Origin of the sequence: Faecalitalea cylindroides ATCC 27803 (assembly GCF_000469305.1) — a bacterium.
GTDB lineage: Bacteria > Bacillota_I > Bacilli_A > Erysipelotrichales > Erysipelotrichaceae > Faecalitalea > Faecalitalea cylindroides.
This window is the reverse complement of sequence record NZ_KI270975.1, coordinates 1-23,072: the sequence shown is the minus strand read 5'-3', so window position 1 is coordinate 23,072 and position 23,072 is coordinate 1. Positions and strand designations below refer to the sequence as shown.

Here is a 23,072-nt window from a genome sequence, read left to right as displayed (position 1 = left end):
GATAACTTCAAATTATCCATAATAAAAGAATGAAGAAAAATACTTTTATCATTGAGATAAAGCATAGATTAATATCTTGAACATTATATTTATATATAAATTATTAAGAACTTCTTCAAATTATGTATTACAATGGAAATGAAAAAAATATTATTTTACAATATTCTTTTTAAATTTAAAATATTGTCAAATCATTTCTATAGAAAAGAACAAACACTTTATCTCTCAAACATCATGAGTGCAAACATGCTCGAAGAACTGAAAGTTTGAGGAATGATGGATACTACTGTTTTTCTTATTATAGAAATACTCATATTTTGGAAAAATGTTGTTAGTGAAAACGATAAATCAAATAATGCTTTTGTTATTCAAAAAATAGGTAGGAGTGAAAATATGGCATATGAAATAGGAGGTCGTGCTGATAAATATGGTAATAGATTTGAAAATAATTGGGTGGTATATAAGTTACTAGATATACTTGAAGAAAAAATATTTTGCATAATATTAGAAGCATTGGGAAAAGATGAAACAGGTGTTGATTTATGGGTTGTTGATAAAAATGGAAATAAAGAAGGTCAGCAATGTAAAGGTAGAGATCGGAGTGAAGAGCATTGGACATTTGCTTCTGTTCATGAAAAAGGATTATGGAGCATATGGAAACAGCAATTAGATAGAGAAAAAAATGTTTTTGTTTCTTTAGTTTCACCTTTGAATTTTACATTATTAGAAGACATTACAAATCGAGCAAGAAACAATAATGGAAATCCCAATGATTTTTATAGGATTCAAATAGCTAACGCAGGAAAAAAGACTAAAGACTTGTTCGAAAAAGTATGTGGAGCAGTTGGTGTTGATCCTAATAAAGACGAAGGGATTAGAGAGATTTTTTCTTACTTTAAAAGAATTTATTATCGTCAATTCCCAGACTCTGAATTGAAAACACTATGCTTAAGTAGAATAGAACGGTTATTTTATGGAGATTCTGAAATAGTCTATTCACTATTGCTAAGTTATATTCAGACACAAGACATATACGGGAAAGAAATAACTGTTTATTTGTTAGAAGCATATCTTAAATCAAACAAAATAAGATTCAGAAATTTAGCAAAAGACGAACGTATTTTACCAAAGATTAGAGAATTAAACCAAGAATATAAAAAGTCATTTAATTTATTTTCAAATGGAATGATATACAGAAACGAATCAAAAATTTGTTGGGAGTATATAAAACAGGGAAAATCTGTGATTATCCATGGACAAGCAGGCGCAGGGAAAAGTGGTTGTACTGCAAATATAATAAATTTTTGTGAACAAGAGAGTATACCATATTTGGCAATTAAACTTGATAAACGAATTCCAGTTAATAATACAGAATCATGGAGTAATTCTATGGGATTTCCTGCAACTATTTCTAATTGTATTGATTCTGTAGCAATGAATAAAAATGCAGTACTTATCCTAGATCAGTTAGATGCATTGAGATGGACTCAAGCACACTCAGGGATAGCATTAACAGTTTGTATGCAATTGATTCGTGAGTTAAAAGCGATAAATTATGACCGAGAACATAAGATATCTTTGGTATTCGTATGCCGTAGCTACGATCTGGAAAATGATTCTGGAATCAAAAGTTTGTTTGAAGGAGACGATGAAAATAAATGGAAAAAAGTACCTGTTAATCTTTTAAATGAGATGGAAATAAGACAGGTGGTTGGTTCGATTTATGATAATCTTTCTAAAAACATTCGTAAATTGTTAAGTGTTGCTAGTAATCTTTATATATGGGAAAAGTTAGATGGAACACAAAATAATGAAAAAATCGAAGCAACATATCAATTAGTAAAAGAATGGTGGAATCAAATTGTTAGAAAGGCTGCATCAAATAATCTTGAAACTAGTGAAATTGAAAGAATTAAAGAAAACATGGTTTCATTCTGTGACAATAAAGGTCGTATTACTGTGCCAATTATACATTTAAAAATGCCATTCGATTATAAAACATTTCTTATTTCAGATGGGTTTCTTATTGAATGTAATGATTCTGTATCATTTTCTCATCAATCAATATTAGATTGTTTTCTTGCTGAACAAATGATTCAGAAATATTATGAAGATAAAAAGTTAAAAGATATAATTGGAGATATATATAGGCAGACACCAGGAAGACGATATCAAGTCCAGATATTTTTACAACAGATGGCAGAAATTTCAGAAGAAGACTTTTTAGGAATTGGAAAAGAATTGATAAATCAAATAGATATACGATATAGCTTTAAATATGTTTTTTTTGAAGTACTATCTCAAATCGATTCACCAAATTCCCTCACACAAGAAATCGTTTTGTCTCTCTTAGAAAGAGAAGAATGGAGAAAACCTGTGATTAACACCGTAATAAGAGGGCATAAAGTTTATGTTACACGTTTGATTGAAAATGGTATTTTGGATGAATGGATGAACAATGGGGACCATGATATGGTTATAGATTTATGTGCATCTTTAGCTCCTGGTTATAACGATGAAGTAGTTGCGTTTATAGAAAAATATGCTTTGAAAGATGATGGGGATAAAAATTGGATTACTTGTTTTTACAGAGACATTAATGAAGGGTCTGAAAACTTCTTTGAATTAAGATTGAAATTTTATGAGAAGCATCCTGAATTGTTTAGAGATTATGTCGATTTGAAGAATATGCTGTTGCATTGTGAAATACGTACAATCAAAATTCTTGCTTTGATGCTTGATATTAAAACCAAGAAAAATGAAGGAACCATATATAAATATGAGGATGAATTGTTTTTGGGTGATACCGAATTTTTTGTCCATAACTATATGGCCATATTAGATATACTAATTCCTTATTTGCCAAAAAATAATTATGATTACCAATATAGTTCATGGTCCGGTCGATATTATGGGCAAAGGAATTTGGAAAGAACATGCATTTCGATAATAAAAGCAGCTAATAGAAAATTTGTAGAAATAGAACCTGAAAAATTCTTAAATTATTATGACTTTTGTTTTGGTAGAGGGAATTCTCTTTATAATGAGATAATTCTTGATGCTTTCCAGTACTTTGGTGATGAGTATGCAGACTATATTTTGGATTATTTTCAGACAGATTTATATAAAAATTGCTTTGAGGAATCAAGCGGCAATGGTCATAAGTTGTTTTATGCGAAAAGAATAGTTAAGAAGTTTTCTGAAACATGCAGTGAAAATGTTCTTAGAAACTTTGTGGATAATGTAATTCATTATATTTCACCTAAAGCAAAAGATTTATTAAGAAGAAGAATAAAACAAAATCATGAACAGAAAATAAATGGCAATCCAAGAGTATATTGGGATTTCTGGGGTAATTTTCAATATGAAATTCTCTCATCCATAAGCAAGAAGAGACGAACTACACAAGTTAACCAGTTGCTTGTAGTATTAAATCGTAAATTTGATGGAAAGGAAAGTATTTACGATTATTCAAATAACGCTAGTATTGGCAGTGTTGTTTCACCCGTCTCAATGAAAAAACTAACAGCGAAAAATTGGATGGAAATAATAAAAAATCCGAAAATTAAAGATATGAGAAAAACAATCTGGAAGTTAGATAAAGGATTATGCATTGAAAGTTCATTAGAAGAATTTGTTAGTAGCTTTAGAACATTCGCTGCAGAGGATCCAATTGAAATTACTGATTTATTTTTAGATGAAGAAAATGATATTATAGACTGTTTTATTGATGCTTTGTTTTTTGGAATAACTTTTAGTAATAAAATTGGGGAGATATCTAGTGATAAAATTGAAAATCTTACCAGAAAATTTGGATATGAGCATAGACCAAGTCGTGCTACATATATATGTGAAATTGTTGAAAAAAAGTCAGGGGATAAATGGTCTGATTATATGCTTGACTGTATAAAGGATATCGCATTACAACATATAATTCCAGATTTAGATAATGATGTCATTACTAGTAGAGAGGATAAAAAAGCTGAAACAGTAGAAATGATTGAAGGTAATGCATTGAATTGTACGAGAGGACACGCAATTAGTGCAATAGCTGAGTTGTTAAGGCAGAATCCAGACTATTTTCTTAGGTTTAAGAGTTGCATCGCTGAGTTAACAATAGATGTAAATCCTATTATTAACTATGCTGTACTACAAGCACTGTATCCAGCTTATAATATTGAAAAAAAGTGGGCAGTTGAAAGAATAATGCAATTATTTGAAAAAAATTATAAGTTGATTGGATCCCCCCGTAGTCGCTGGATCTTTTGTCGTTGCTATTCTGATTATAAAAAAATAATTATTGAAGCTATTAATAAAGCAATGAAAACAAAAGATAAGAGATTGCTTCGAGTGTCTGGACATTCAATATCAGAATTATATATGATCTATGATGAATTTGATGACATTTTAGAGAGATATATACACGCTGAAAAACTCTTACGGCAAGCTATACTAGAAATGATAATTATATATTTTGGATTGAACAAATATAAAATTAAGGCTAAAAGAATTTTAATGAAAATAATTGAAATTGAAAATGACTTGGATAATGATTTTCTTTGGGCTAGGTTGTTTAGAAATGAAATTCTTGATGCTAAAGACGACTCCGATTTAATTAAAAAAATTCTATATTCTAAATTAAATAAAAATGTTTTAATGTATTTTTCTGATTTTATCAGAAAGCAGGGAAATTTAAAAGACTATTCTGATTTGATTATTGAATCTGGAGTCTCAATTTTTGGTGAAAATCAAAAAAATCCAAAGCAATTATGGGGACAAGAAGTCGAAATATCAAAATTAATAATTGGTTTATATGATATTACATCTGTATCAAGTTTGGAGAAAGATAAGAGTATAGCGTATAAATGTCTGGATATTTGGGATAAAATGTATGAGTGTAATGTTGGAGTAGCTAGAATGTTTGCTAATCAAATGATGTGTGTATAAGATATATCCTCTCGATTAGATGACAAAAAAAGTATTATATTCGAAAGAATATTTGATTTTCTCTTGCCCATAATCAGACTAATTTGCTGGTATTGCGAATTCAACACCATGACAGATAGAGATAAATTGACTGAGCGTATAGGTTACTGTATGCCAGTCTTTTTTTGCTTCTGCAAAAGAGTTGGTCTTGCCATCTAAGTTTCCCTCTTGAATCGTTATATTTGTACCATCCCATCCGATAACGATACCTACATGATTAAGTCCAATACAGGAAAATATGGCTCCTACTGCAGGAGTTTTGGATAACTTGAATTTATCCGGATGAGAACGTACCAGTTGTTTTGCACAATCCCAACCGTTACCAGTAAATCCAGGACTATAACCATGAATTTCATAAAATCTTCCCCAGGCAAACCATGTACATTGACCATACAATCCAACTCGACTATAAGGATTATTGCTTCCCCAAGCCTCAGTATTATTGAAGTTAGGTTGTTCACGATAATTTCCAAAACCAAGCCCTACATATCGCATGACATGTTCTACATAATTGGGATCACCATAGGTATCCCAACCTAGTTCAGCTTTTTTTTGATCAGAGAATACTTTTGCGTTTGCTTTGGAATACCCACCAAAGTTAGTGATCGCCCATTGAATATATCCATTTCCATAATTGTAACCTTGTAGAGCCAATGATATATGATCATTATCAAAAATATCTTTGACTCCTGCTTGTTTGAAACAATCAGATAAATAGTGAATACCTACTTCAATGGAGTATTCAGGTTCTTCTATTCCATTTGGTTTTTGTGGATATTTTGTATTATATGGACATTCAGAAGCTTGCATAGGATCTGTACCTTTTCCTCCACTCTCTTGCATCATTACTGCAGAAATAATAGGAACATAATCTTCCATATCATATTGCTTGGCATATTTCTCGATTGTTTCTTGATAGGCGATGACTTCTGGACTTAATGGTTCATAGATGCTACCAACAGTTGAATTATCTGATAACGCCGCAAATACACCTATAAATAATGTAATGACCAGTAATAAGATCAATGCAGTACCTAAAGATAAAAGTCTATTGATAGATAAAACGGATTTCTTGATAAATTGAAAGCTTGCTTTAAGACCGGAAGTTATTTTCGAGCGAATCGTTTTGGTAGAATGTAGTGTTTGATTATTCAGTTTCTTTTTTAATAGGAGTCGATTTCTAGATAATTTTTCTGATGGAAATTTAATTGGTTCATTTTTATGAGAGATAATCCTACTTCTAATGGAATGCAGTTGCTTTTGCTGATTAACTTGTGTTTCTCTTTTGATGATGCTTTGCTTGATTGGCTTTTGCTGAACAGAAACAACATTGTCTTTATTTATACTATTTGATAAAGTTTTTTCATTTGAAGATAGAACATATTTTTTCTTAAGTGATGTTGTTTGTTCCATCTTCTTTTTGATCTTTGATTTAGCTTTTGATTCTTTGAACTGTTGTTTAAGTTTAGATGTTGAACGATATGCAGTGGATTTTTCCATAGAAACGATCTTATTGATCGCGTAGTTTTCTTGCTTTTGATTGCTGTTATCTACTTCATTACCTGATGATTGTTTTATAGAGTCTATTTTGTTCTTTAGACCAATATTTTTGATATTACAGTGTAGTTTTTCATCTGTGTTTTTCTGTTTTAAATGAGAATCTATGTTTTTGATCTTGAGGTTACTAGACATAAAAAAGTAAGAGGTCTATTTGATAAGACCTCTTTTTCGTTGTTCCTCTAGATCAGAAGGTTTTGTAGAATTGATAATATATAACATAGATTCTAGATCAATAAGCATTCTAAATGGAACGAGCGTTGATCCAAATTTTATCAGACCTCTACCACTTTCGACATCTTTAAAGTATTGCATTTGTTCTGGAGAAATTTCTAATAGTTTACATAGTTCTTCAGCATCATTTGCAGCTTGATTTAACATGATAAAAAACTGTGTATTGGCAAAGATAGATCGTGACTCTTCATCTTGTAATAGATACTCAACATTTTGTGTAATTGCAGTTGGATACGCATTTCTTTTTCTGAATTGTCTCCAAGCTGAATTGAAGAATGTTGCACTTTCTGGATTTGAATATACAACATGGAATTCATCGATATAAACATGTGTTCTCTTTCCATTTTTCCAGTTCTCATTTACTCGGTTAATGATTTGGTCTGTGATAACGAGAAGTCCCATTGTTTTTAGATTTTTATCTAATTTCTGGATGTTAAATGAAATGATTCGATTTTTAGTGTTCACATTTGTATGATGAGCAAATAAGTTCATAGAACCTAAAGTAAAAAGCTCCATCTTTAAAGCTAATGTTCTCGCTTGCGATTCAGGTTGATTCAATAGCTCTTCTCTAAGATCAACAAGGGTAGGCATGACTCCAGTTTCTTCGTATTTTTGGTAAACAATGCTGATGCAACGATCAAGGATACTTCGTTCTTCTAGGGAAACAGTACCTCTGTTGACACTTTCAATCAAAGATAAGATAAACTGTGCTTTATCCTTATAGGAATCTCCTGAATCTCCGTAACCTAGCGTGATATCCATGGCATTGATATGATCTTTACCACCTGCATAGATTTCAATGACCTCTCCACCAAAGTGATCCATGATGACATCATACTCTCCTTCAGGATCGCAGATAATGATATCATCGTCACTGGATGCCATTGTGGCTTCGATTTCATGTTTGACCAGAAACGATTTTCCTGAACCAGGGACTCCCAGAACAAGAGTGTTTGGATTTTTCAATTTTTCCTTATTACAGATGATCATGTTATTTGTTATTGTATTTTGACCATAATAGATACCACCTTTATCCATGATTTCTTGGGCACGGAAAGGAGTAAGGGTTGCTAAGGCTTCTGTTAGCATTGTACGAACCATATACTGTAATCGATTGACACCAAACGGAATGGTCGTAACAAGAGCATCTAGCTGTCTGCTTGGTAAGAAGATTGTGCTTAGATCAACAAGAATCGCACGAGCTGAATCTTTTAAAATAGCTGTATCTGCATCAAGTTCCTTCTTAGTATCGGCAAGATGTACTACTGTCATATTGGCAAGCATCATTCTTTCATCTCTGGAAGTGAGATCATTCATCATTTCTTCTATTTCTTTTTTTCTTGTGACAAGTTCATATGGTGGATTTGCCGCAAAGTTATTGTTGGCAATTTGCTTTTGAGAAAATGTAGCGATATTTGTATCCACACCTAACATCTTGTTGTTTGCCTCCAACATAGCTTCATCGGTAGGAATCGTATAGAAGTCAATGCTGAACATCATGTTTTTATTAAGAGAGCATAGGTTTAGAAGAAATTCGACATCAAGGTATTGAGGGAGCTTGGAGAAGTATAGTGCACGACCATATTTTTCGTTGATATTGAAATAGCCATTGTTAAATTTTAAATGTTTAGGGCAGATATCATCTTTAAAGGAATGACCATGCCTTGCAGAAGATTTTATATCAAAATTAAAGAAATCTTCTTCGCCAGGACGATAGAAATCGTGAAATATCTTTAATCTTTCGTTTAGCGAAAGTTCAATAAGCTGTGAACCAAGACGCTTAAAATGAGAACTCATTTCGTTATATAAACGCCCAAAGTAGGAACGTGCTTCTTCGATATCCTTTTTGAAACAAGTGATGGTGATATATTTTTCCTGAATGATATTTGAACAGTTTTCCATGTTCTTGATCAACATTTGATTATATTCTTCAATAAATGCATCGAAGCGAGGATCCTCTTTTTTCTTTAAAAGGATATCTTCTTTAAATTTTGCAAAATCGATCTTTCGATTGTTGATTGTAATCTTTACCATGACACTGGAATCAAAGGAATTCAACAATTCTTTATACATCTTGAGGATAAATTCCTTGCTATCATCACTGGCAATAGAGAAATTGATATCTAAAAAACGATAGGTCTTACTAAAACGATTCTTCATACGAAAAATACCGTCAGAATAGACGGTATCAACAGGAATCGTATCTTGAATGGATCTTGAAATCTTGATTTTTTCTTTATTTTGCCTTTGCATCTTTAATTGACTTTTTATCATTGTATTTCATGGACTCCTTTCTTATTATTTCTATTCTTTTCTTTGTTAGTTCATAAAAATAGTTATAAGGTACATATTCAAGAGGGTTAAAATAAAGCAGGATAGATCGAAACAGGTCAATCAAAAACCGTTCAAATGTCATTCCTTGGATGGTGATAAATCCGATAGCAGCAAATGGTAAAGCACCAATCATACATACCCAACTAGTTAATTCCATGCCTAGTTTATCAATGAAAGTAAAATACAGAAAAATTGCAATTCCACAAGCAAAAGCTGAAAATATAAACTGACGCATGGATAATCCAAAGAATATGCTCTCTTTAAAATCTCGTATTTCTTTATTAATCTTTAGTTGCATTATTATCCTCCTTCTTATCTGAGATAGGACTTGTAGAAATGTAAAGTATGTTTTGTTTTGGAATTAATGCTTTTTGACCATTGGTAAGATTAGTACAAAGAAATTTACTTTTACCGTCTTGGAATTCATATAAAATGGTTTGATGTATTGGGATAAATTTTCTTTCATTAGCGATTAAAATAGACCCATTACTTAGAAAAATACTGACTTGTTGATCATTATTCATTTTGTTCTCCTTTCGTTAATACTTACAATCCCATCATGTCCTTGACGACACGATCACTCATCTTTACAGTTCCTACTAAGATCAGCATATTGAAGATGATTTCTCCAATGTAGCTCCAAACCATGCTGACAGCACTTGCATCTGGATCAATGACAGGTGGGCTTCCTGCAAATTGTGAAAAGATGATACAGGATAGTACTATGATTGCTCCTTCCATACATACGCCAGCATAGGATTTTAAGAATGCGTAACAAACATTTTGTGTGGATTCGCTGGCAGCTGCTGATAGAGGGATAGGTGAAATCGCTGTATATAAATAGAGTTTGAAGAATCGACCATAGACTGTAAGAATCATTATGAATGATAAAATGGTAATGAAGATACTGCCTAGTAGCGTAACAGCCCATAAAGGAATGCTTTCAAGAAAACCTACATCCTCGATTGCGGATACAATCACATCCGGAAGGACGGTTTCTGAAGCAGTACCAATACCAACTGTTTCCATAATCGTAGAAGTAATGCCATGAACGATATCAAATATCGCTAACATGAAATCCATTCCATAGACAACAAGAGCACGTGCAATGATAAACCTTAGAAAGATCTTAAAAGCTTGTTCGGGTCTTTTGATATCCTGATAACTCGTACATGTCTTGACGAGTCCAAATACAAAAAATAATACAAGCAAAGCTAAGCCAATGGCAATCAGAGCTTCGTGGATCTTCACGATGATATCCCAGATTCCACCACCTTTGAATTCCTGTGGAGACTGGGTGAGAAGTTGCCATATTTCAGCAAGCTTCTCATTCCATGTCTGTAAAGCATTTTGTAGGTTGTCTAATATGCCATCCATAGATCACACCTCCTTTATTAGTAAAAGCTATTATCCACCTACGATAAGATTCAAAATTTCTTTTGCAAAAGTAATGATGACACCACCTGCTAGGGTCAAGAATCCATTAGCACGTTGGCTAGGATCATGGCTCTTTAATGAAAGACCAATCTGTACGACACCAAAACCAAGCAAGATCATACCGATAGCACGGATCAAGCTGAAGATAAAGTCGCTTAGATTGTTGACGACTGAAATAGGATCACCCGCAGCAAATACAGGTGTAAATCCAAAATTGAACGTTAATACCAAGGCAATATAGATTGCTAATTTTGTTTTTATTTTCTTATTAATTTTCATGTTTATTTTTTCTCCTTTTTCTTTTCTAATTGATTAAAGTATTCTTCCATATCTTCATCACTGAGCAATTCATAATCATTGTCGCTGATAATGATATCTTGCCAATTATCAATAAGACCATGAATCTTACCATGTTGATAAGCTTGTCCATTGCCATCTTTCGTGTAGGCCACATTAGGATGTTTTAAAATGTTATATTTCTTGTCCAAGATAGGCAGTTCCCCTCGAATAAAGAGAAGGGCATAGTCATTGTCTAATAGACGAACCTCATCCGCAGTGAGTAGTTCTCGCCCTGCCTGTTGATAATTTGTAGAATAGTTTCCATTTCTACCACTCGATTTACCATAGGTGTTCGTATCTAAGGTTTCTTTTCCTAGATATTCGCTCATGAATTTGTGTGTCGATTGTTCATTTCCACCAAGGTAATAAAGTTCATCACAGTTACCAACGATCGATTCCCAAGCATCTTTATAGAGTGCTTTGATCTGAGCTAAATTCTGTATGATGATAGAAACGAAAATTCGTCTAGAACGCATGGTCGCAAGAAGCTTGTCAAATTCATCAGGTAAGGCAACATTGGCAAATTCGTCCATCATAAAATGAACAGGAATAGGCAATTCTCCATGATGAATGATATCTGCACTGTAGTAGAGCATTTGGAATAACTGTGTATATAACATTCCAATCAAGAAGTTGAATGTAGAATCATTATCCGGAATAACAGCAAATAGAGCTGTTTTTCTTTCACCCATTTTTTCAAGTTCGAGTTCATCATAATGAGTAAGAGAAGCAATCGATTCTAGATTAAAAGCTGCAAGTCGTACACCTACAGAAATCAAGATTGATTTTGCGGTCTTACCTGCAGCTTGTTTATAGATCTTATATTGTTTTAATGCTAAACTCTCTGGTTTGTCTTTTTCCAGTTCAATAAACAGTTGATCCAATGGACTAATATAGTCCTCATCATCTTCTTTTGGCTCAGCAGCTACGATCATTTCCATGACCATTGAAAAGTTTTGCTCTTCTTTCGGAGCTTCATTGATGAGATAAAGACAGAGTGCTTCTAATAATGCTGTTTCACTCTTTTCCCAAAATGGGTCATTCGATTGGGCACCTTTTGGAGTCGTATTGCGAATAAGATTAGTAATCAGCTTTAATACATCTTTATCATCCTGAATATAGGCGAATGGATTATATCCATGTGATTTGCTCATATCGATCAGATCGATAACACGGATCACATAACCTTCCTTTTCAAGAAGATTTCCAGTATCCCGTAAGAGCTCTCCTTTTGGATCAAGACAAACAAAACTTGTATTGCATTGTAGGATGTTTGGTTTTGCATAAAACCTTGTCTTACCAGCACCACTTCCACCAATAACGAGAGTATTTAGATTTCTACGGTGCTTTTTTCCATCTAATCCAATACGCACATTTTGTGACAGGATCTTATTTTTTGAATACGTTTTATCGGCATATTTTTTGTTGACCTTAAAAGCAGATCCCCACTTGGCAGAACCATATTCTTCCTGTCTTCGATAATTACGAAGTGTGGAAAAATAGATTCCGATGCCCATACCGTAGATAAGCAAGAAGATAAAGATCGTTTTTAATGTGTTTTTGCACAGCGTGATATGAAAAGGATGATTGATAGCTTCTGTGAGATATGGCAAAGCTTCAATCAAACCATTATTTATATATGGGGCAATAAGTAGGGCAAGCCATACAACAGGAATCGTAAAGATTCCGAGTATGATCAAAATATCTTTATTATCGTTCCTCATATCCTCGCTTGCATTTTACTGGTGAAGCATCGCAAGCTTTGAGGATAAGATCATCAATAAAGTCATACTTCTTGTTCTCTTGAATTTGTCTATCTTTTAATAATGTCAATGACTTGATGATGATACGACGTTCCATGTCGTAAACCTTGATGGAATAAATGGGTTCTTTGCTCATCGTGCGTGATCACCAACTTCTTTATTCTTTTGTTTTGTTTGTTCTTGCTGTGCATATAAGCCTTGCTCTACTCGGTTAGAAATCTTTGAGAAAACTTTTCTCATTTGTTCAAACTCTCTTTTTATCTCTTTTGGTTCTTTTGAAAAGAAGTGCTCATTACAATCATTCAAGAATAGCGTATTGCGATTCTCTAATCCAAATTTGTTGAAGATCATATAAGCACAGCTTTCGGATAAGAACATGGTTTGTTGTCTATCTCTATCTTTGTTGCTAAATTCCACTACACAATATTCACGAATTAATCCATGCAGTAATTCCGCTTGTGTTTGTCCTGCTTTGACGTAGATCTTGTTTGATTCCGGATCAAAATATACCTTGCTTGGTAACTTCGAGTCATCTGTAACAACTTCTGGTTGAACATCAGCACGATAAAGAAGAGCACTTACAAGTTCAGATGTTTCATAAGTTGCTGGTGTTGGAGGATTATTCAGTCCACTGATCTGTGAAATATCGAAAACATATTTTGGATTGTAGCTGATTTTTCGATTTCCATTTTTAGTCACATATTCATTGCCCGGTTCAAGGATCTGAATTCCTTTTTCACCTTTCTTGATATATTTTTGTTCTTCACGCCAATGCACGATGTCCTTTAATAAAGTTGCTTTTGGATTTTGTTTCATGACCAATAGTGTATTTGTTGGTGTATATCCTAGGCGTGATTGTAAATCTAGATAGATCTTGTACTGCTGTGAACTTTCAACAGCTTTCTCCACTTGATCATTCGCCATATCAAATAGTGCTTTTCTTCTTTCTTGCATCATTTTCGCAAAATCTGCTTTTGACATTCTATTTTCTTCGTTCATCTTATCTTACCTTACCTTTCTTTGCTGAACTCTTTTGTTTTGATCTTGTTGGTTGTTTTGAATGATATCTTTGTTCGTTTTTCTTTTTATATTTTTTTAGCTTTTCACGAACAGAAGGTCGAATATCTTCCTTATCTTTTATTCTCTTTGAGAAACGCTCGGACTGATTTTCTTTGTTCTTTTCTGTCCGAGCGAGGGTGGGGTTTATTTCTTGTTCCTTCTTTTTTGTTTCTGGTTCTTTTGTAGAAGCCATCAGTGTTTTAACTAACTCATCATGATCTTTTTCATTAAGAAGGGGAATATCCATCAATGGATCTTGACGTTCATTCATGATAGATTCTCGTATTGCTTTGGCATCGATGGTTGCTAGTTCAAATTTATCAACGATACGACTGATCTTTGAAGCATCTTCGGCACGAACCATGATGTCACATATACCATCGGTGTTGTTCTTTTCTTTTAGAACGGAATAAAGAACACCATATCGTTTTGCTTCTTCGCAGAATTTTTTAAGATCGCTATGTCTGATGGCAAATACTTTCAACTCTTTTCCTGACTTCAACATTGAATCAAGTCGAGTTTTTCCTTTGACTTTTTTCTTGTCGGTGATGATGGCATAAAGAGTTGCTGCAAGAGAACGGGAAATACCTCCACCTGCCTTCATTGCAATCTCAGCCGCGACTTCAATACCTTGTAGGGTCATCCTTGTCATTTGATCGGCTGTTTCTCCACCTGTTGTCATTTTGGTTTTCCTCCTTTTCTGATTCTTTGATTTGTTTCATCTTATCTTCCATGATCTTGGAACGTTTCTTTATCCTCTCATAGAGCACCACCTCCTTTCGTAACGATTTGATTTTATTAGTAAGAGAATCAATTTGTTGTTGCAAGTTATCTTTTGTTTCAATGTCATGACATCGTTTGACTTTGTTGTATAAACAGCGTCGTTGTTTTTCCATATCCAGTTTTGAGGATTGTGTTTGTTTTTCTTGCATAAAAAAATCTTCATAGGTGTTGATGTGTTTCTTACCCATGAAGGTTACTTCCTCTGTAATCTGATCGAGCTTTAATAGATCACGCTTGATCAATGGATGGATTCTTTGTCTGGTCGAATGTTTTGGTAATACACCTAGAAGATATAAATAGCGAAAATATAATGCTCGAAATCCTGTGATCTTCTTCGTGTTCTTGAGATTTCCTTTTAGGATGATCTTGTTAATGTGTCTTGGTTCTTCAAAATGAGCAGGTTTCTTTTGATAGATTCTTATCAGGATATTTTCCATTTCATAAGATCCATCTTTTGTAAGGTTTTGAAGTCTAAAAGCACGCTTGCTATCTTTATGTTTAAGGGATATATATTTCTTTCCGAATCGTAATGTATATCCCATTTCTTCAAGAATCTTAAAAAACTCTTTTTTGCTTCTTGCTCTAGCAATCGCTTCTTCAACATCTCGTCTAACTAATTCTCTTTCTGACAGCTTTTTTTCTTTGAGACATTTCCATTCTGAATAATGAAGAGATTTGTCTTGTGGGTTTTCAATAACGGATAAATAATATTTTTTACATAGTTGATCGGATACTTCACGAAGACGATAGTAATTATGTCGGTTATCGTAGTAACGTTTTCCATCTTTGAAGGAAACAGAATTGATAACAAAATGATTGTGGTAATGTGCCTTATCTAAATGTGTAGCAACAAGTACCTCGAAGCGATCGCCCCACATATGATTAGCGAGTTCGATTCCAATTTGATGAGCCAACTCTGCATCTACTTCTCCAGGATCAAAAGATTGGATCGCATGAAAGGCGAGTATACCATCCATTTTATTAAAAGCTTTTTTTGTAAGCATCATATCCTCAAGAGCTGTTGCATAAGAGCAGTTGATTCCACTCACATAAAGTTGTTTTTCCGTCTTTAGATCATTGGTCGTATAGGAAATAGTTTGTCCCAATCCATTGTAGTGGTAATCCATATCAGATTTGTTTTCTGTCTTTTCTGGATTGGACGCATAATCGATCAAACGCTCAAGACGAGAGTTGACATCCCATATCTTAGTTGTTGCCATCTTCGACCTTTATAGGGAGAAGGACAGCAGAACGAATCTCAAGTATTTTTTGATTCAGTTCATCTTGACACTGTTTGAACTTTACTTCATCAATACTTCCTGTACGATGAGCAACGACACAGATTTGGTTGATATTATTGCCAATGATTCTAAGTTGTTTGATCATGTCATAAAAATCTTTCTTAGGTCTAGGTTGGGGAATGCGGTTGTTGATCAGAAAAAGCAAGTAAGCTTGTTTAGTCATCCCGCATCGCTCAACTGATTCTAAGAACTTCTTATATTCATGATCGTTCATCGCAACTTCAACACGATGCGTTCGTTTTCGATTTCTCATAGAGTTACACCTCCTTTAAATGTGCAGGGTCTTAGGGATTTTCCCTAACAAGCGAATTTGTCCGGACAAATTCAGTGCTTGCTAGACATCGTAGACACTCTAAGAGTGTTCATCTTCCTTTAATTCTTTATACGATTATAGAATTGTTGAAATAGGTAAAAGGAAATTCTTGTACTTTATGCATAAGAAAAGCAGGAAGTCCATTTATGGTTTTCCTGCTTTTTTTTGTTTCTTTATAAGTAAAACTTATTTAATTGTTGTTAATGCGTTTTACAAATTAGAATTTATCTCATACATGTTTTAATAAATTTTATTGGTACATTCATACGTTTTGCAACCTCTTCTGGTGTCATTCCACTATCTAAGAAACGTTTGCATACTATCTTCATATTTTCTCCTACTTCAATAATATGCTTATCTGGATCATAGAAGCGTACTACACGCTGTCCCCACGAATGTTCCATAATTGGGTGGACATATTCAACATCACATTGTTTTAGTCTATCAGCAAATTCATCAAAATTATCTTCTTCAAAGTATATTTCAAAGTTATTGCCGCCAAAAGAAATATTGCTTTTCTGGATAAAGTCTTTATATGTTTCTACTGTCTGCAAAGCCAAACCTCCTGTTAAAGTTTTGTTTGCTCCAAAATCCATAATCACATGAAGTCCAAAGACTTTTTTATAAAACTCAACTGATTTGTCAATGTCTGTTACCACCAACATAGGATTTTTTAATTTCATTTTTCTTACCTCCACTTCTTACAATTTAATATTTTTTATATTATACTACGATTTTGTGTAGCATTATATTTTATCTGTTCGTTAGATACTGTGGATACTCTCGGAGTGGTCATTTGCCTTTTCTTCTTTTATAGGCTTATAGAATTGATCAATCGCTGATTGAAGCTTATCCTGTTCTTTTTGGAATGCGTAAAGCTGCTTAAGATTTGCGTCGATTTCCGATAACTCTTGTGCAATTTTTTCTTTCTTTTTCATTTTTATCTGTTTCTGAATTTCTAATTTATTGATTGATTTTCTTATTCTTGAATCCATTTTTTGTCACTTCCTTTCAAATTTATCTCTAAAAAGAGAGATGGTTACAGTGTATATATTCATAAAAGGTAGCTCCTTTCGATATTGTGTCAATGAAAAAAAGAGCAACTGTTTTAGTTACTCTTTTTAAATTTAGTTTGAATTTATTTTATTTTCTACAAACTTCTATTTAGAAGTATTAAATATATCTTTAACCAATTTTGCTAATGGTTTCTTCTGATCATATTCTAAATTAAATGAATATCCGAATAGCAAATCATTTATTTCCTCGTCTTCCATTTTATAAGCCACTAATTTTGTTATACTATCTCTAAAATTAGCATTATCATATATACGTTTTCTAGCTATTAAATTAGAAATAAATTCGTTATGACTCTGATATACTTCTTCAATATGAAATAATTTGAGATCTTCTTCTGTTTCAAAATGCTTATCCTTAGAAACATTTTTTATTTGAATCTTAACAGAAGGATAGATATCAGTAATAGGTGAATTAAATTTTATTCCGAATTTAGCGTTATCCTCATAACCGTTGTTAAAAGGATATAGAATTCTTTTTATATGTTGATTTTTGAATCGACTATTACATATCTGACAGCTAGGAATGAAATTATATAAAGATAGAGAGAGAAGCGGAAAATATTTTTTTGGATAAAAATGATCCAAATCTGCAGTACTTCTATCATTAAATCGAGTAATAAATTGTCTTCCACAATATGGACATATATCAATATTTGCAGTGAGCATAATTTGATCCCTCATGTTGTTGTTATATATAAGATTATAGTTTATGATTAAATTGATATCTGCATTTAGTTTACGTAAATCATTGTCAATATTCGAGGCTAATTCTTTTAAATCTTTCATTGTTTCATATTTTTTATGTGGTTTCCGATAAGATGCAATTATTGGATTCATAAATTCTTTGAAATAGTTTTCGATAATATCTTGTTTATCTTGAATATTGAAATATTCTTTTAAATCTTTTAGCTTATATCCATTTGTAGGTTTTATAAAATATATGAAAAGAGTAGTTTTTATATAATTAATGACATTACTATCCATATCGGTAAAATGGGAAATTAACAGATTTTTAATTTTCTCATTATCAATTTTACCGTTAGATTCGAATATTTCTTTTAAATCAAAACTGTTATTCATATAAAGGGTGCTATTTTTTTTCTTAAATGAATTATAATTATTTATAATACAAGGAATTAGTAATTTAGAATAATCTTCCTTAATATTGTCATATAAATTTTTGTCTAGTTTATTCATTTTTTTCTAATAACTCCTTTAAATCTCTCAATTCTTTCTCTTTTATAAGGATTTGTTCTTCGATTTGTTCTTTGGTTTGCATGTTTTTTTCGTGTTCATTAAGCAATTCTAATTTATGATGATATTTATGAATTAAAATTTTTCTTAAATATTCATCACCAACAACTTCGATATTTTTTTTGCTTTCTATAAGGTCGGAAATTGCTTTGGCTTCTTCAATTTGTATAATGATAGACTGAATCTTACCTTGTGCAAAATGACCTACTGAACTAGTTAAAAAGAAAGTATCTTTCATAATATCATAATAATTGCTTGCAAAACCGTATTCTGAATTCACTATTTTTCTTGATTCATTTTTTATTTCAATTTTATAAATGTCTTCTTTTAAAACATCAGATACCATAAAAGGGGAATGAGTTGATATAATGACTTGAAAATAAATATCTTTTTTTTCTCCAAAATTGTTCAAAATTTTGATTAGATTTGATATATATTTTGAAGTCCATTCAGGGTGGAATGTCCTATCAGGTTCATCAAAAATTAGTACTCTATCTTTACAATCATTATCCGATTTAATATCTGATAACATTTTAATTAAAGAACCGAATACTTCTATATATTCATGTTCTCCATTGCTTAAGTTTTTATATTTAATATTGAGAATCTGACTTAATGCGTTTTCTTCTGGCCTACTATAAAAATAATCTAAAACTTTTTGAATTGATATATTATGTTGTGTTAGAGAAATTTCAATCTTTTCTCCATGAATAAAATATGTTTCATCAACATCATTTAAATACTTGGTGAATTCATCTATATCTTTTACATAATCATGAAAATTTTTATCAATCTTGTTCTGTATTTCTTCTTGATAATATAAAGCAATTTTTCGTTCTATATTTATATTCGGATCATATCTACTAATAAAATTTTTAGATTGGATATTTTTTATACTAATTTTTTCACCATAAGCCTCCCATAAACCCAAAGCTAGTCCATAATACAAGCTAGTAATAAATTTGTCTTTTGATTTACAATATTTATCATTATTATAATAATTAAGTTTCTTTTTTGTTTCTTCATTAAATAATATATTGAGGTTTTTATCGAATATCTCTGTGGAAAAAAGATCATGTTTTTTATTTTCAATGATGATTTTTGCTTTTTTTCCAAAATCTTTTTCAAATAATAATTTAGAATAGTTTTTAAACAAATTATAAATATTACTAATATTTGCATTTGTTATTTCTTTTCTAAACAATCTCAAAGTAGTGTCTCTTTCATTGTCGATATTAGAAATAGCGTAATTTTCATGAAATTCAAATTCTGTATTGTTTGAATTAGGCAGTCGTTTATAGTAATAAAAATCTACAAGAGGTATTATACTTCTTTGAGCAAAATTAGTCGGAGATAAGATCTTTTTTTCAAAATCATAGTTTATAAATAAACTGAAATTTAATGAAATACGTAAATTGTTAAGATTTTTTTGGCCAAATAATCTTTGGAAATTATATCCTTCTATATAAAATTCTTCATTAATTGTGTAGAGGGCAAACCAACACCCCAAATCATTATAGTTAAATTTAATTTCGGATGCTTTAATGTTTTTTCTTTTTTCTTTATCTTTCAGATTATAATACTTATTTAGATTTTTAGACATTAAACCTAAAAAATTTAATAATGTCGTTTTCCCAGATCCATTTTTACCAACAATAAGCGAACATTTTTTAACATATTTTCCATAAAAATCTTTGTTTTTATATTCTTTCGCTTTATCAATGTATAGTGTTTTATCTTTATATTTTATTGCATAGTTATGACTAAAACATATATCAATGTTTTTAATCGGAGTGTTATTTTCGCCTACATATAAATATAATAATTCCACTCTCATTTGTAAGTCCTCCAAAAAACAGATATTAATCCCCCTAGCTTAATAGTACTAGGAATATTCATGATTAAATAAACCACTTTTAAAATATTATATCAAGTTACAAACAGGTTTTTAAATGCTAATTTGTTTTGAACTGCGTATTTTTTTGATAAGTAATTTGTTGATGTCTTTACTGTTTTTTGGACTACAATCCTGTATTTCATATTGTTCATGGAGATGATGATAAATGATTTTGGTTGTATCTTTACCAGCTCTGTCATTATCTAAATGAAGTTTTACCGTACGAATATCATTGTTATTTAGAAAATGATCCAAAGCAACTGGAAGGGTAGAATTAGTAATTGATTTTCCAATTAATGTTGCACCATCAATAGAAAGATAATTATCTCTTTGAAATATACTGTCTTTTCTTTTTTCTAAAGTGAGATAGGAAAGAAGATCGATGGCGGATTCAAATACATGTAAGGTTCGTGAATTGTTGTTTTTGATTTGAAAACTGTATCTTTTATCACTTCCTGGAACATCTTTTTTGATAGGTGAATCCGTTTCTCTAAGACAAGCAAATTTAGGAAAATGATTTTCATCACGACCAATAAATACGACAGAATGATCCTTATTTGACTCGTATATGAGATAAGATTGGATACATTCTTTGACGATTTCTTTATCAATCTTTCTTTCGGTGGTTAGATATTTTTCAATAATATTATTATTTTCATAAGCCTGTGGAAGTCGAAAACGATAGATGCTTTTGTCTTGTTGTTTTACTGGAATTGGCTCTTTTGTTTGTATGAGGTCTCTTAGGTAGAGCGCTGCATCTAGAAATTTCATTCCTTCAACATCAATAAAATAACTAAGGGCAGTTCGTCCTCCTTTGCTTTGTGCCCACCAACACCAAAGACCATTTGACATATGAAGGGAACCATGAGTACGCGTTACATAGTCATTTCTTCCTTTTCGAACGAGCTCTTCAGGTGCATAATTTTTAAAATAAGTAAGAAGATCTAGCTCTTTTACTTTAGCTAGATCTTTCTTTGAAATATATCTTTTAGGCATATTCACCACCACTTAAATAACAATCAAACAATAAATGAAGGGCATCCATGAATGAAAAATGCTCGACGTATACGAGATAATCCACGGCGCACTTTCCGGAAAGGTTCTTGCTTTTCCACTTCCATCCTTTCTTATTTATGATCAATCCATCATGAATTGTTGATTTATAAATCCTTCCTTCTTTGATGATGCTGTTGGGTTCAAAATCTTTAAGATAGGTCAAAGAATCTATCTTTTTTAGAATGGTGGTCTGTTCTGGAGTTATATAAAATTTGATTCTTTTCAATGTTTTCGCCTCCTTCATCGTTCTTTACTTTTATCTTTTTCTGTTTCAAATTGGACTTCGTCAAAGCTCATTGCTTCTTTTTCATCTTTATTTCCTATATCCAGTTCCTTGTTTAATTCCGAAAGTCGATTGCTTTTTTCTTGAAGTTCGTCTTCTTTATCAAAAGGACGTTTGACTTCTTCTTTTGCATTTTCAAATTGATTCAGTGTGTTTTTTAAAAGATTTTGTTCGATTTCAAGCTTTTTATATAAACCATTGATCGCATTGTCTAATCGAGTAATATTTCCAAAAACATCACTTCCCAGTTCGACCTTGTGTGCTAGGTTCTTCATCAAAAATATCGCATGCATTTGATAGAAGGAATCATAGGAAGCTAGCATTTTAAATCCTCGATACTCACCGATGTTTTGCTGCGCGGAATCCTGAATCGATTTACAGGTAATCAGCAATGCTTTACCTGCGGTTTCTTTATCTTCATATCGTTTTCCTTTGATCATCATTCCATCAAATTCCGTTACTTCTGGTGTCTCTTTTATATCTTTTTCATAGGAAGCAATACGTTCTTTTAATGCGAAAATCTTGCTTGGATAGTATTTGATGATCTTATCTTCCAGATCATATTTCTCACTGAGATAGTTTGCTTTGGCTAGTTTTAATTTATTGACCTGTATATCAAGATCCATCTTTTCTTTGATCTTTGGATTCCCACTTGCTAGTGCTTTGATCTCTGCATAGCTCAAGGAAGCTTCATCAATATCTTCAGCAGAGCGAACCGGAGATTTGCTTGTCATGATCTGTGAGATGAATTTTTGCTTGTTCTCCACAAGCTGATAGAGATACGCATCAAATGTTTGTTCAGTGACATAGCGATAGATATCGACATCTTTGTTCGTGTTTCCTTGACGAATGATTCTTCCGGCACGTTGTTCCAGATCAGTCGGTCATTTTTTGCGGACAGTTCATACATGCTATCCTTTTCTGTTCTCTGCTCCTGCGTTTGCTCTCGTTTGATTTCTCCCTCCGTATCTTCTTGGCACAAGCAGGACAATACCTTGATGCACCAGAGCCCGGGACATATTCAACGCCGCACACCGTACAATTTTTAGCGGGCATTGCTGCCCACCGTTTTGTAGGTATGATATGTAATTCATCGACAAAGCCGATGAATTTATAGTAAATCTTGATTTCCTGCTTCACTGTTCCGTCTGCCATCTTCTCACGCTCCGAAACAAGTATCTTGTCTATGAGTGCGTTTATAACTGTTGCATCCAGTTCTTTTAAGCCTTGATAATTTCGGATAAGGGCGAGGAAGTCACGGATTCCCCGTGATTTCTCGTAGCTTTCATTAAGAGTTTCCGTCACCTCTTTCAGCCTTGCTTCAATTTCAAGCTGCTCTTTCTGGTATTTCCCCGACATCATCTCAAAATTCCGCTCGGTAATACGCTCCATGACCTTAT

General features: G+C 32.3%; 21 protein-coding genes. 1 reads left to right on the top strand and 20 read right to left on the bottom strand.

Annotation, left to right across the window (positions count from 1 at the left end; all coding sequences use genetic code 11):
- The first annotated feature begins 273 nt into the window (after window positions 1-273).
- Window positions 274-4,947, top strand: a complete 4,674-nt coding sequence (locus tag HMPREF0367_RS02030) for a hypothetical protein (protein ID WP_211237374.1) — start codon at window positions 274-276, stop codon at window positions 4,945-4,947.
- 78 nt (window positions 4,948-5,025) lie between these two features.
- Here the strand turns inward: HMPREF0367_RS02030 and HMPREF0367_RS02025 are convergent, their stop codons facing one another.
- The 20 genes from HMPREF0367_RS02025 to HMPREF0367_RS01930 all read right to left on the bottom strand — a co-directional run.
- Window positions 5,026-6,678, bottom strand: coding sequence for a lysozyme family protein (locus HMPREF0367_RS02025; RefSeq protein WP_051335131.1), 1,653 nt, complete (start codon window positions 6,676-6,678; stop codon window positions 5,026-5,028).
- Window positions 6,679-6,693: 15 nt separating this feature from the next.
- Window positions 6,694-9,051, bottom strand: a complete 2,358-nt coding sequence (locus tag HMPREF0367_RS02020) for a VirB4-like conjugal transfer ATPase, CD1110 family (RefSeq protein WP_035400661.1) — start codon at window positions 9,049-9,051, stop codon at window positions 6,694-6,696.
- Window positions 9,014-9,409 carry a PrgI family protein gene (locus tag HMPREF0367_RS02015; RefSeq protein ID WP_035400659.1) on the bottom strand — a complete coding sequence of 132 codons (396 nt, stop codon included), beginning with the start codon at window positions 9,407-9,409 and terminating at the stop codon, window positions 9,014-9,016. Before HMPREF0367_RS02015 ends, HMPREF0367_RS02020 begins: the two co-directional genes overlap by 38 nt.
- Window positions 9,393-9,635, bottom strand: coding sequence for a hypothetical protein (locus HMPREF0367_RS02010; RefSeq protein WP_035400657.1), 243 nt, complete (start codon window positions 9,633-9,635; stop codon window positions 9,393-9,395). The genes HMPREF0367_RS02015 and HMPREF0367_RS02010 overlap by 17 nt, the downstream gene beginning before the upstream one ends.
- Window positions 9,636-9,657: 22 nt before the next feature.
- Window positions 9,658-10,488 (bottom strand): VirB6/TrbL-like conjugal transfer protein, CD1112 family, encoded by an 831-nt coding sequence (locus HMPREF0367_RS02005; RefSeq protein WP_035400656.1) that lies wholly within the window; start codon window positions 10,486-10,488, stop codon window positions 9,658-9,660.
- A 30-nt stretch (window positions 10,489-10,518) separates the two neighbouring features.
- On the bottom strand, window positions 10,519-10,827 hold the full coding sequence (locus HMPREF0367_RS02000; protein WP_051335130.1) for a glutamyl-tRNA amidotransferase: 309 nt from the start codon (window positions 10,825-10,827) through the stop codon (window positions 10,519-10,521).
- Window positions 10,828-10,829: 2 nt separating this feature from the next.
- Entirely contained in the window at window positions 10,830-12,611 is a 1,782-nt protein-coding gene (locus HMPREF0367_RS01995) for a VirD4-like conjugal transfer protein, CD1115 family (RefSeq protein ID WP_035400653.1), read from the bottom strand.
- Complete coding sequence (locus HMPREF0367_RS01990; RefSeq protein WP_035400652.1) at window positions 12,598-12,786, bottom strand: hypothetical protein; 189 nt, start codon at window positions 12,784-12,786, stop codon at window positions 12,598-12,600. The genes HMPREF0367_RS01995 and HMPREF0367_RS01990 overlap by 14 nt, the downstream gene beginning before the upstream one ends.
- On the bottom strand, window positions 12,783-13,649 hold the full coding sequence (locus HMPREF0367_RS01985) for a hypothetical protein (RefSeq protein WP_035400649.1): 867 nt from the start codon (window positions 13,647-13,649) through the stop codon (window positions 12,783-12,785). Before HMPREF0367_RS01985 ends, HMPREF0367_RS01990 begins: the two co-directional genes overlap by 4 nt.
- A gap of 1 nt (window position 13,650) precedes the next feature.
- Window positions 13,651-14,391 carry a PcfB family protein gene (locus HMPREF0367_RS01980; RefSeq protein ID WP_051335129.1) on the bottom strand — a complete coding sequence of 247 codons (741 nt, stop codon included), beginning with the start codon at window positions 14,389-14,391 and terminating at the stop codon, window positions 13,651-13,653.
- The gene (locus HMPREF0367_RS01975; RefSeq protein ID WP_035400647.1) at window positions 14,333-15,712 is read right to left on the bottom strand and encodes a relaxase/mobilization nuclease domain-containing protein; all 1,380 of its coding nucleotides are present in this window, start codon (window positions 15,710-15,712) and stop codon (window positions 14,333-14,335) included. Before HMPREF0367_RS01975 ends, HMPREF0367_RS01980 begins: the two co-directional genes overlap by 59 nt.
- The gene (locus HMPREF0367_RS01970) at window positions 15,699-16,046 is read right to left on the bottom strand and encodes a plasmid mobilization protein (protein ID WP_035400645.1); all 348 of its coding nucleotides are present in this window, start codon (window positions 16,044-16,046) and stop codon (window positions 15,699-15,701) included. Before HMPREF0367_RS01970 ends, HMPREF0367_RS01975 begins: the two co-directional genes overlap by 14 nt.
- 284 nt (window positions 16,047-16,330) lie before the next feature.
- Window positions 16,331-16,789 (bottom strand): VOC family protein, encoded by a 459-nt coding sequence (locus HMPREF0367_RS01965; RefSeq protein WP_035400643.1) that lies wholly within the window; start codon window positions 16,787-16,789, stop codon window positions 16,331-16,333.
- 81 nt (window positions 16,790-16,870) lie between these two features.
- Window positions 16,871-17,101, bottom strand: a complete 231-nt coding sequence (locus HMPREF0367_RS01960; RefSeq protein WP_035400642.1) for a hypothetical protein — start codon at window positions 17,099-17,101, stop codon at window positions 16,871-16,873.
- Window positions 17,102-17,266: 165 nt separating this feature from the next.
- Window positions 17,267-18,379: an HNH endonuclease gene (locus HMPREF0367_RS01955; protein WP_035400641.1), complete on the bottom strand. Its 1,113-nt coding sequence runs from the start codon at window positions 18,377-18,379 to the stop codon at window positions 17,267-17,269.
- Window positions 18,372-20,273 carry an AAA family ATPase gene (locus tag HMPREF0367_RS01950; RefSeq protein WP_035400639.1) on the bottom strand — a complete coding sequence of 634 codons (1,902 nt, stop codon included), beginning with the start codon at window positions 20,271-20,273 and terminating at the stop codon, window positions 18,372-18,374. Before HMPREF0367_RS01950 ends, HMPREF0367_RS01955 begins: the two co-directional genes overlap by 8 nt.
- Window positions 20,274-20,384: 111 nt before the next feature.
- Complete coding sequence (locus HMPREF0367_RS01945; protein WP_035400637.1) at window positions 20,385-21,329, bottom strand: DUF3991 and TOPRIM domain-containing protein; 945 nt, start codon at window positions 21,327-21,329, stop codon at window positions 20,385-20,387.
- Window positions 21,322-21,615, bottom strand: coding sequence for a hypothetical protein (locus HMPREF0367_RS01940; RefSeq protein WP_051335128.1), 294 nt, complete (start codon window positions 21,613-21,615; stop codon window positions 21,322-21,324). Before HMPREF0367_RS01940 ends, HMPREF0367_RS01945 begins: the two co-directional genes overlap by 8 nt.
- Before the next feature lie 14 nt (window positions 21,616-21,629).
- The gene (locus tag HMPREF0367_RS01935; protein WP_051335127.1) at window positions 21,630-22,406 is read right to left on the bottom strand and encodes a hypothetical protein; all 777 of its coding nucleotides are present in this window, start codon (window positions 22,404-22,406) and stop codon (window positions 21,630-21,632) included.
- A 142-nt stretch (window positions 22,407-22,548) separates the two neighbouring features.
- The coding region (locus tag HMPREF0367_RS01930; RefSeq protein ID WP_035400635.1) for a DUF4368 domain-containing protein at window positions 22,549-23,072 on the bottom strand (524 nt) is incomplete at its 5' end.

Excerpts from the sequence above, each read along its gene's own strand:
- HMPREF0367_RS01985 (WP_035400649.1), bottom strand. The coding sequence starts at position 13,649 with ATGAACGAAGAAAATAGAATGTCAAAAGCAGATTTTGCGAAAATGATG.
- HMPREF0367_RS02015 (WP_035400659.1), bottom strand. The coding sequence starts at position 9,409 with ATGCAACTAAAGATTAATAAAGAAATACGAGATTTTAAAGAGAGCATA.
- HMPREF0367_RS01990 (WP_035400652.1), bottom strand. The coding sequence starts at position 12,786 with ATGAGCAAAGAACCCATTTATTCCATCAAGGTTTACGACATGGAACGT.
- HMPREF0367_RS01975 (WP_035400647.1), bottom strand. The coding sequence starts at position 15,712 with ATGGCAACAACTAAGATATGGGATGTCAACTCTCGTCTTGAGCGTTTG.
- HMPREF0367_RS02010 (WP_035400657.1), bottom strand. The coding sequence starts at position 9,635 with ATGAATAATGATCAACAAGTCAGTATTTTTCTAAGTAATGGGTCTATT.
- HMPREF0367_RS01955 (WP_035400641.1), bottom strand. The coding sequence starts at position 18,379 with ATGAATAAACTAGACAAAAATTTATATGACAATATTAAGGAAGATTAT.
- HMPREF0367_RS02025 (WP_051335131.1), bottom strand. The coding sequence starts at position 6,678 with ATGTCTAGTAACCTCAAGATCAAAAACATAGATTCTCATTTAAAACAG.
- HMPREF0367_RS01995 (WP_035400653.1), bottom strand. The coding sequence starts at position 12,611 with ATGAGGAACGATAATAAAGATATTTTGATCATACTCGGAATCTTTACG.
- HMPREF0367_RS01945 (WP_035400637.1), bottom strand. The coding sequence starts at position 21,329 with ATGCCTAAAAGATATATTTCAAAGAAAGATCTAGCTAAAGTAAAAGAG.
- HMPREF0367_RS01965 (WP_035400643.1), bottom strand. The coding sequence starts at position 16,789 with ATGAAATTAAAAAATCCTATGTTGGTGGTAACAGACATTGACAAATCA.
- HMPREF0367_RS01970 (WP_035400645.1), bottom strand. The coding sequence starts at position 16,046 with ATGAGAAATCGAAAACGAACGCATCGTGTTGAAGTTGCGATGAACGAT.
- HMPREF0367_RS01960 (WP_035400642.1), bottom strand. The coding sequence starts at position 17,101 with ATGGATTCAAGAATAAGAAAATCAATCAATAAATTAGAAATTCAGAAA.
- HMPREF0367_RS02000 (WP_051335130.1), bottom strand. The coding sequence starts at position 10,827 with ATGAAAATTAATAAGAAAATAAAAACAAAATTAGCAATCTATATTGCC.
- HMPREF0367_RS02005 (WP_035400656.1), bottom strand. The coding sequence starts at position 10,488 with ATGGATGGCATATTAGACAACCTACAAAATGCTTTACAGACATGGAAT.
- HMPREF0367_RS01950 (WP_035400639.1), bottom strand. The coding sequence starts at position 20,273 with ATGAGAGTGGAATTATTATATTTATATGTAGGCGAAAATAACACTCCG.
- HMPREF0367_RS02020 (WP_035400661.1), bottom strand. The coding sequence starts at position 9,051 with ATGATAAAAAGTCAATTAAAGATGCAAAGGCAAAATAAAGAAAAAATC.
- HMPREF0367_RS02030 (WP_211237374.1), top strand. The coding sequence starts at position 274 with ATGATGGATACTACTGTTTTTCTTATTATAGAAATACTCATATTTTGG.
- HMPREF0367_RS01980 (WP_051335129.1), bottom strand. The coding sequence starts at position 14,391 with ATGACAACAGGTGGAGAAACAGCCGATCAAATGACAAGGATGACCCTA.
- HMPREF0367_RS01935 (WP_051335127.1), bottom strand. The coding sequence starts at position 22,406 with ATGACAAGCAAATCTCCGGTTCGCTCTGCTGAAGATATTGATGAAGCT.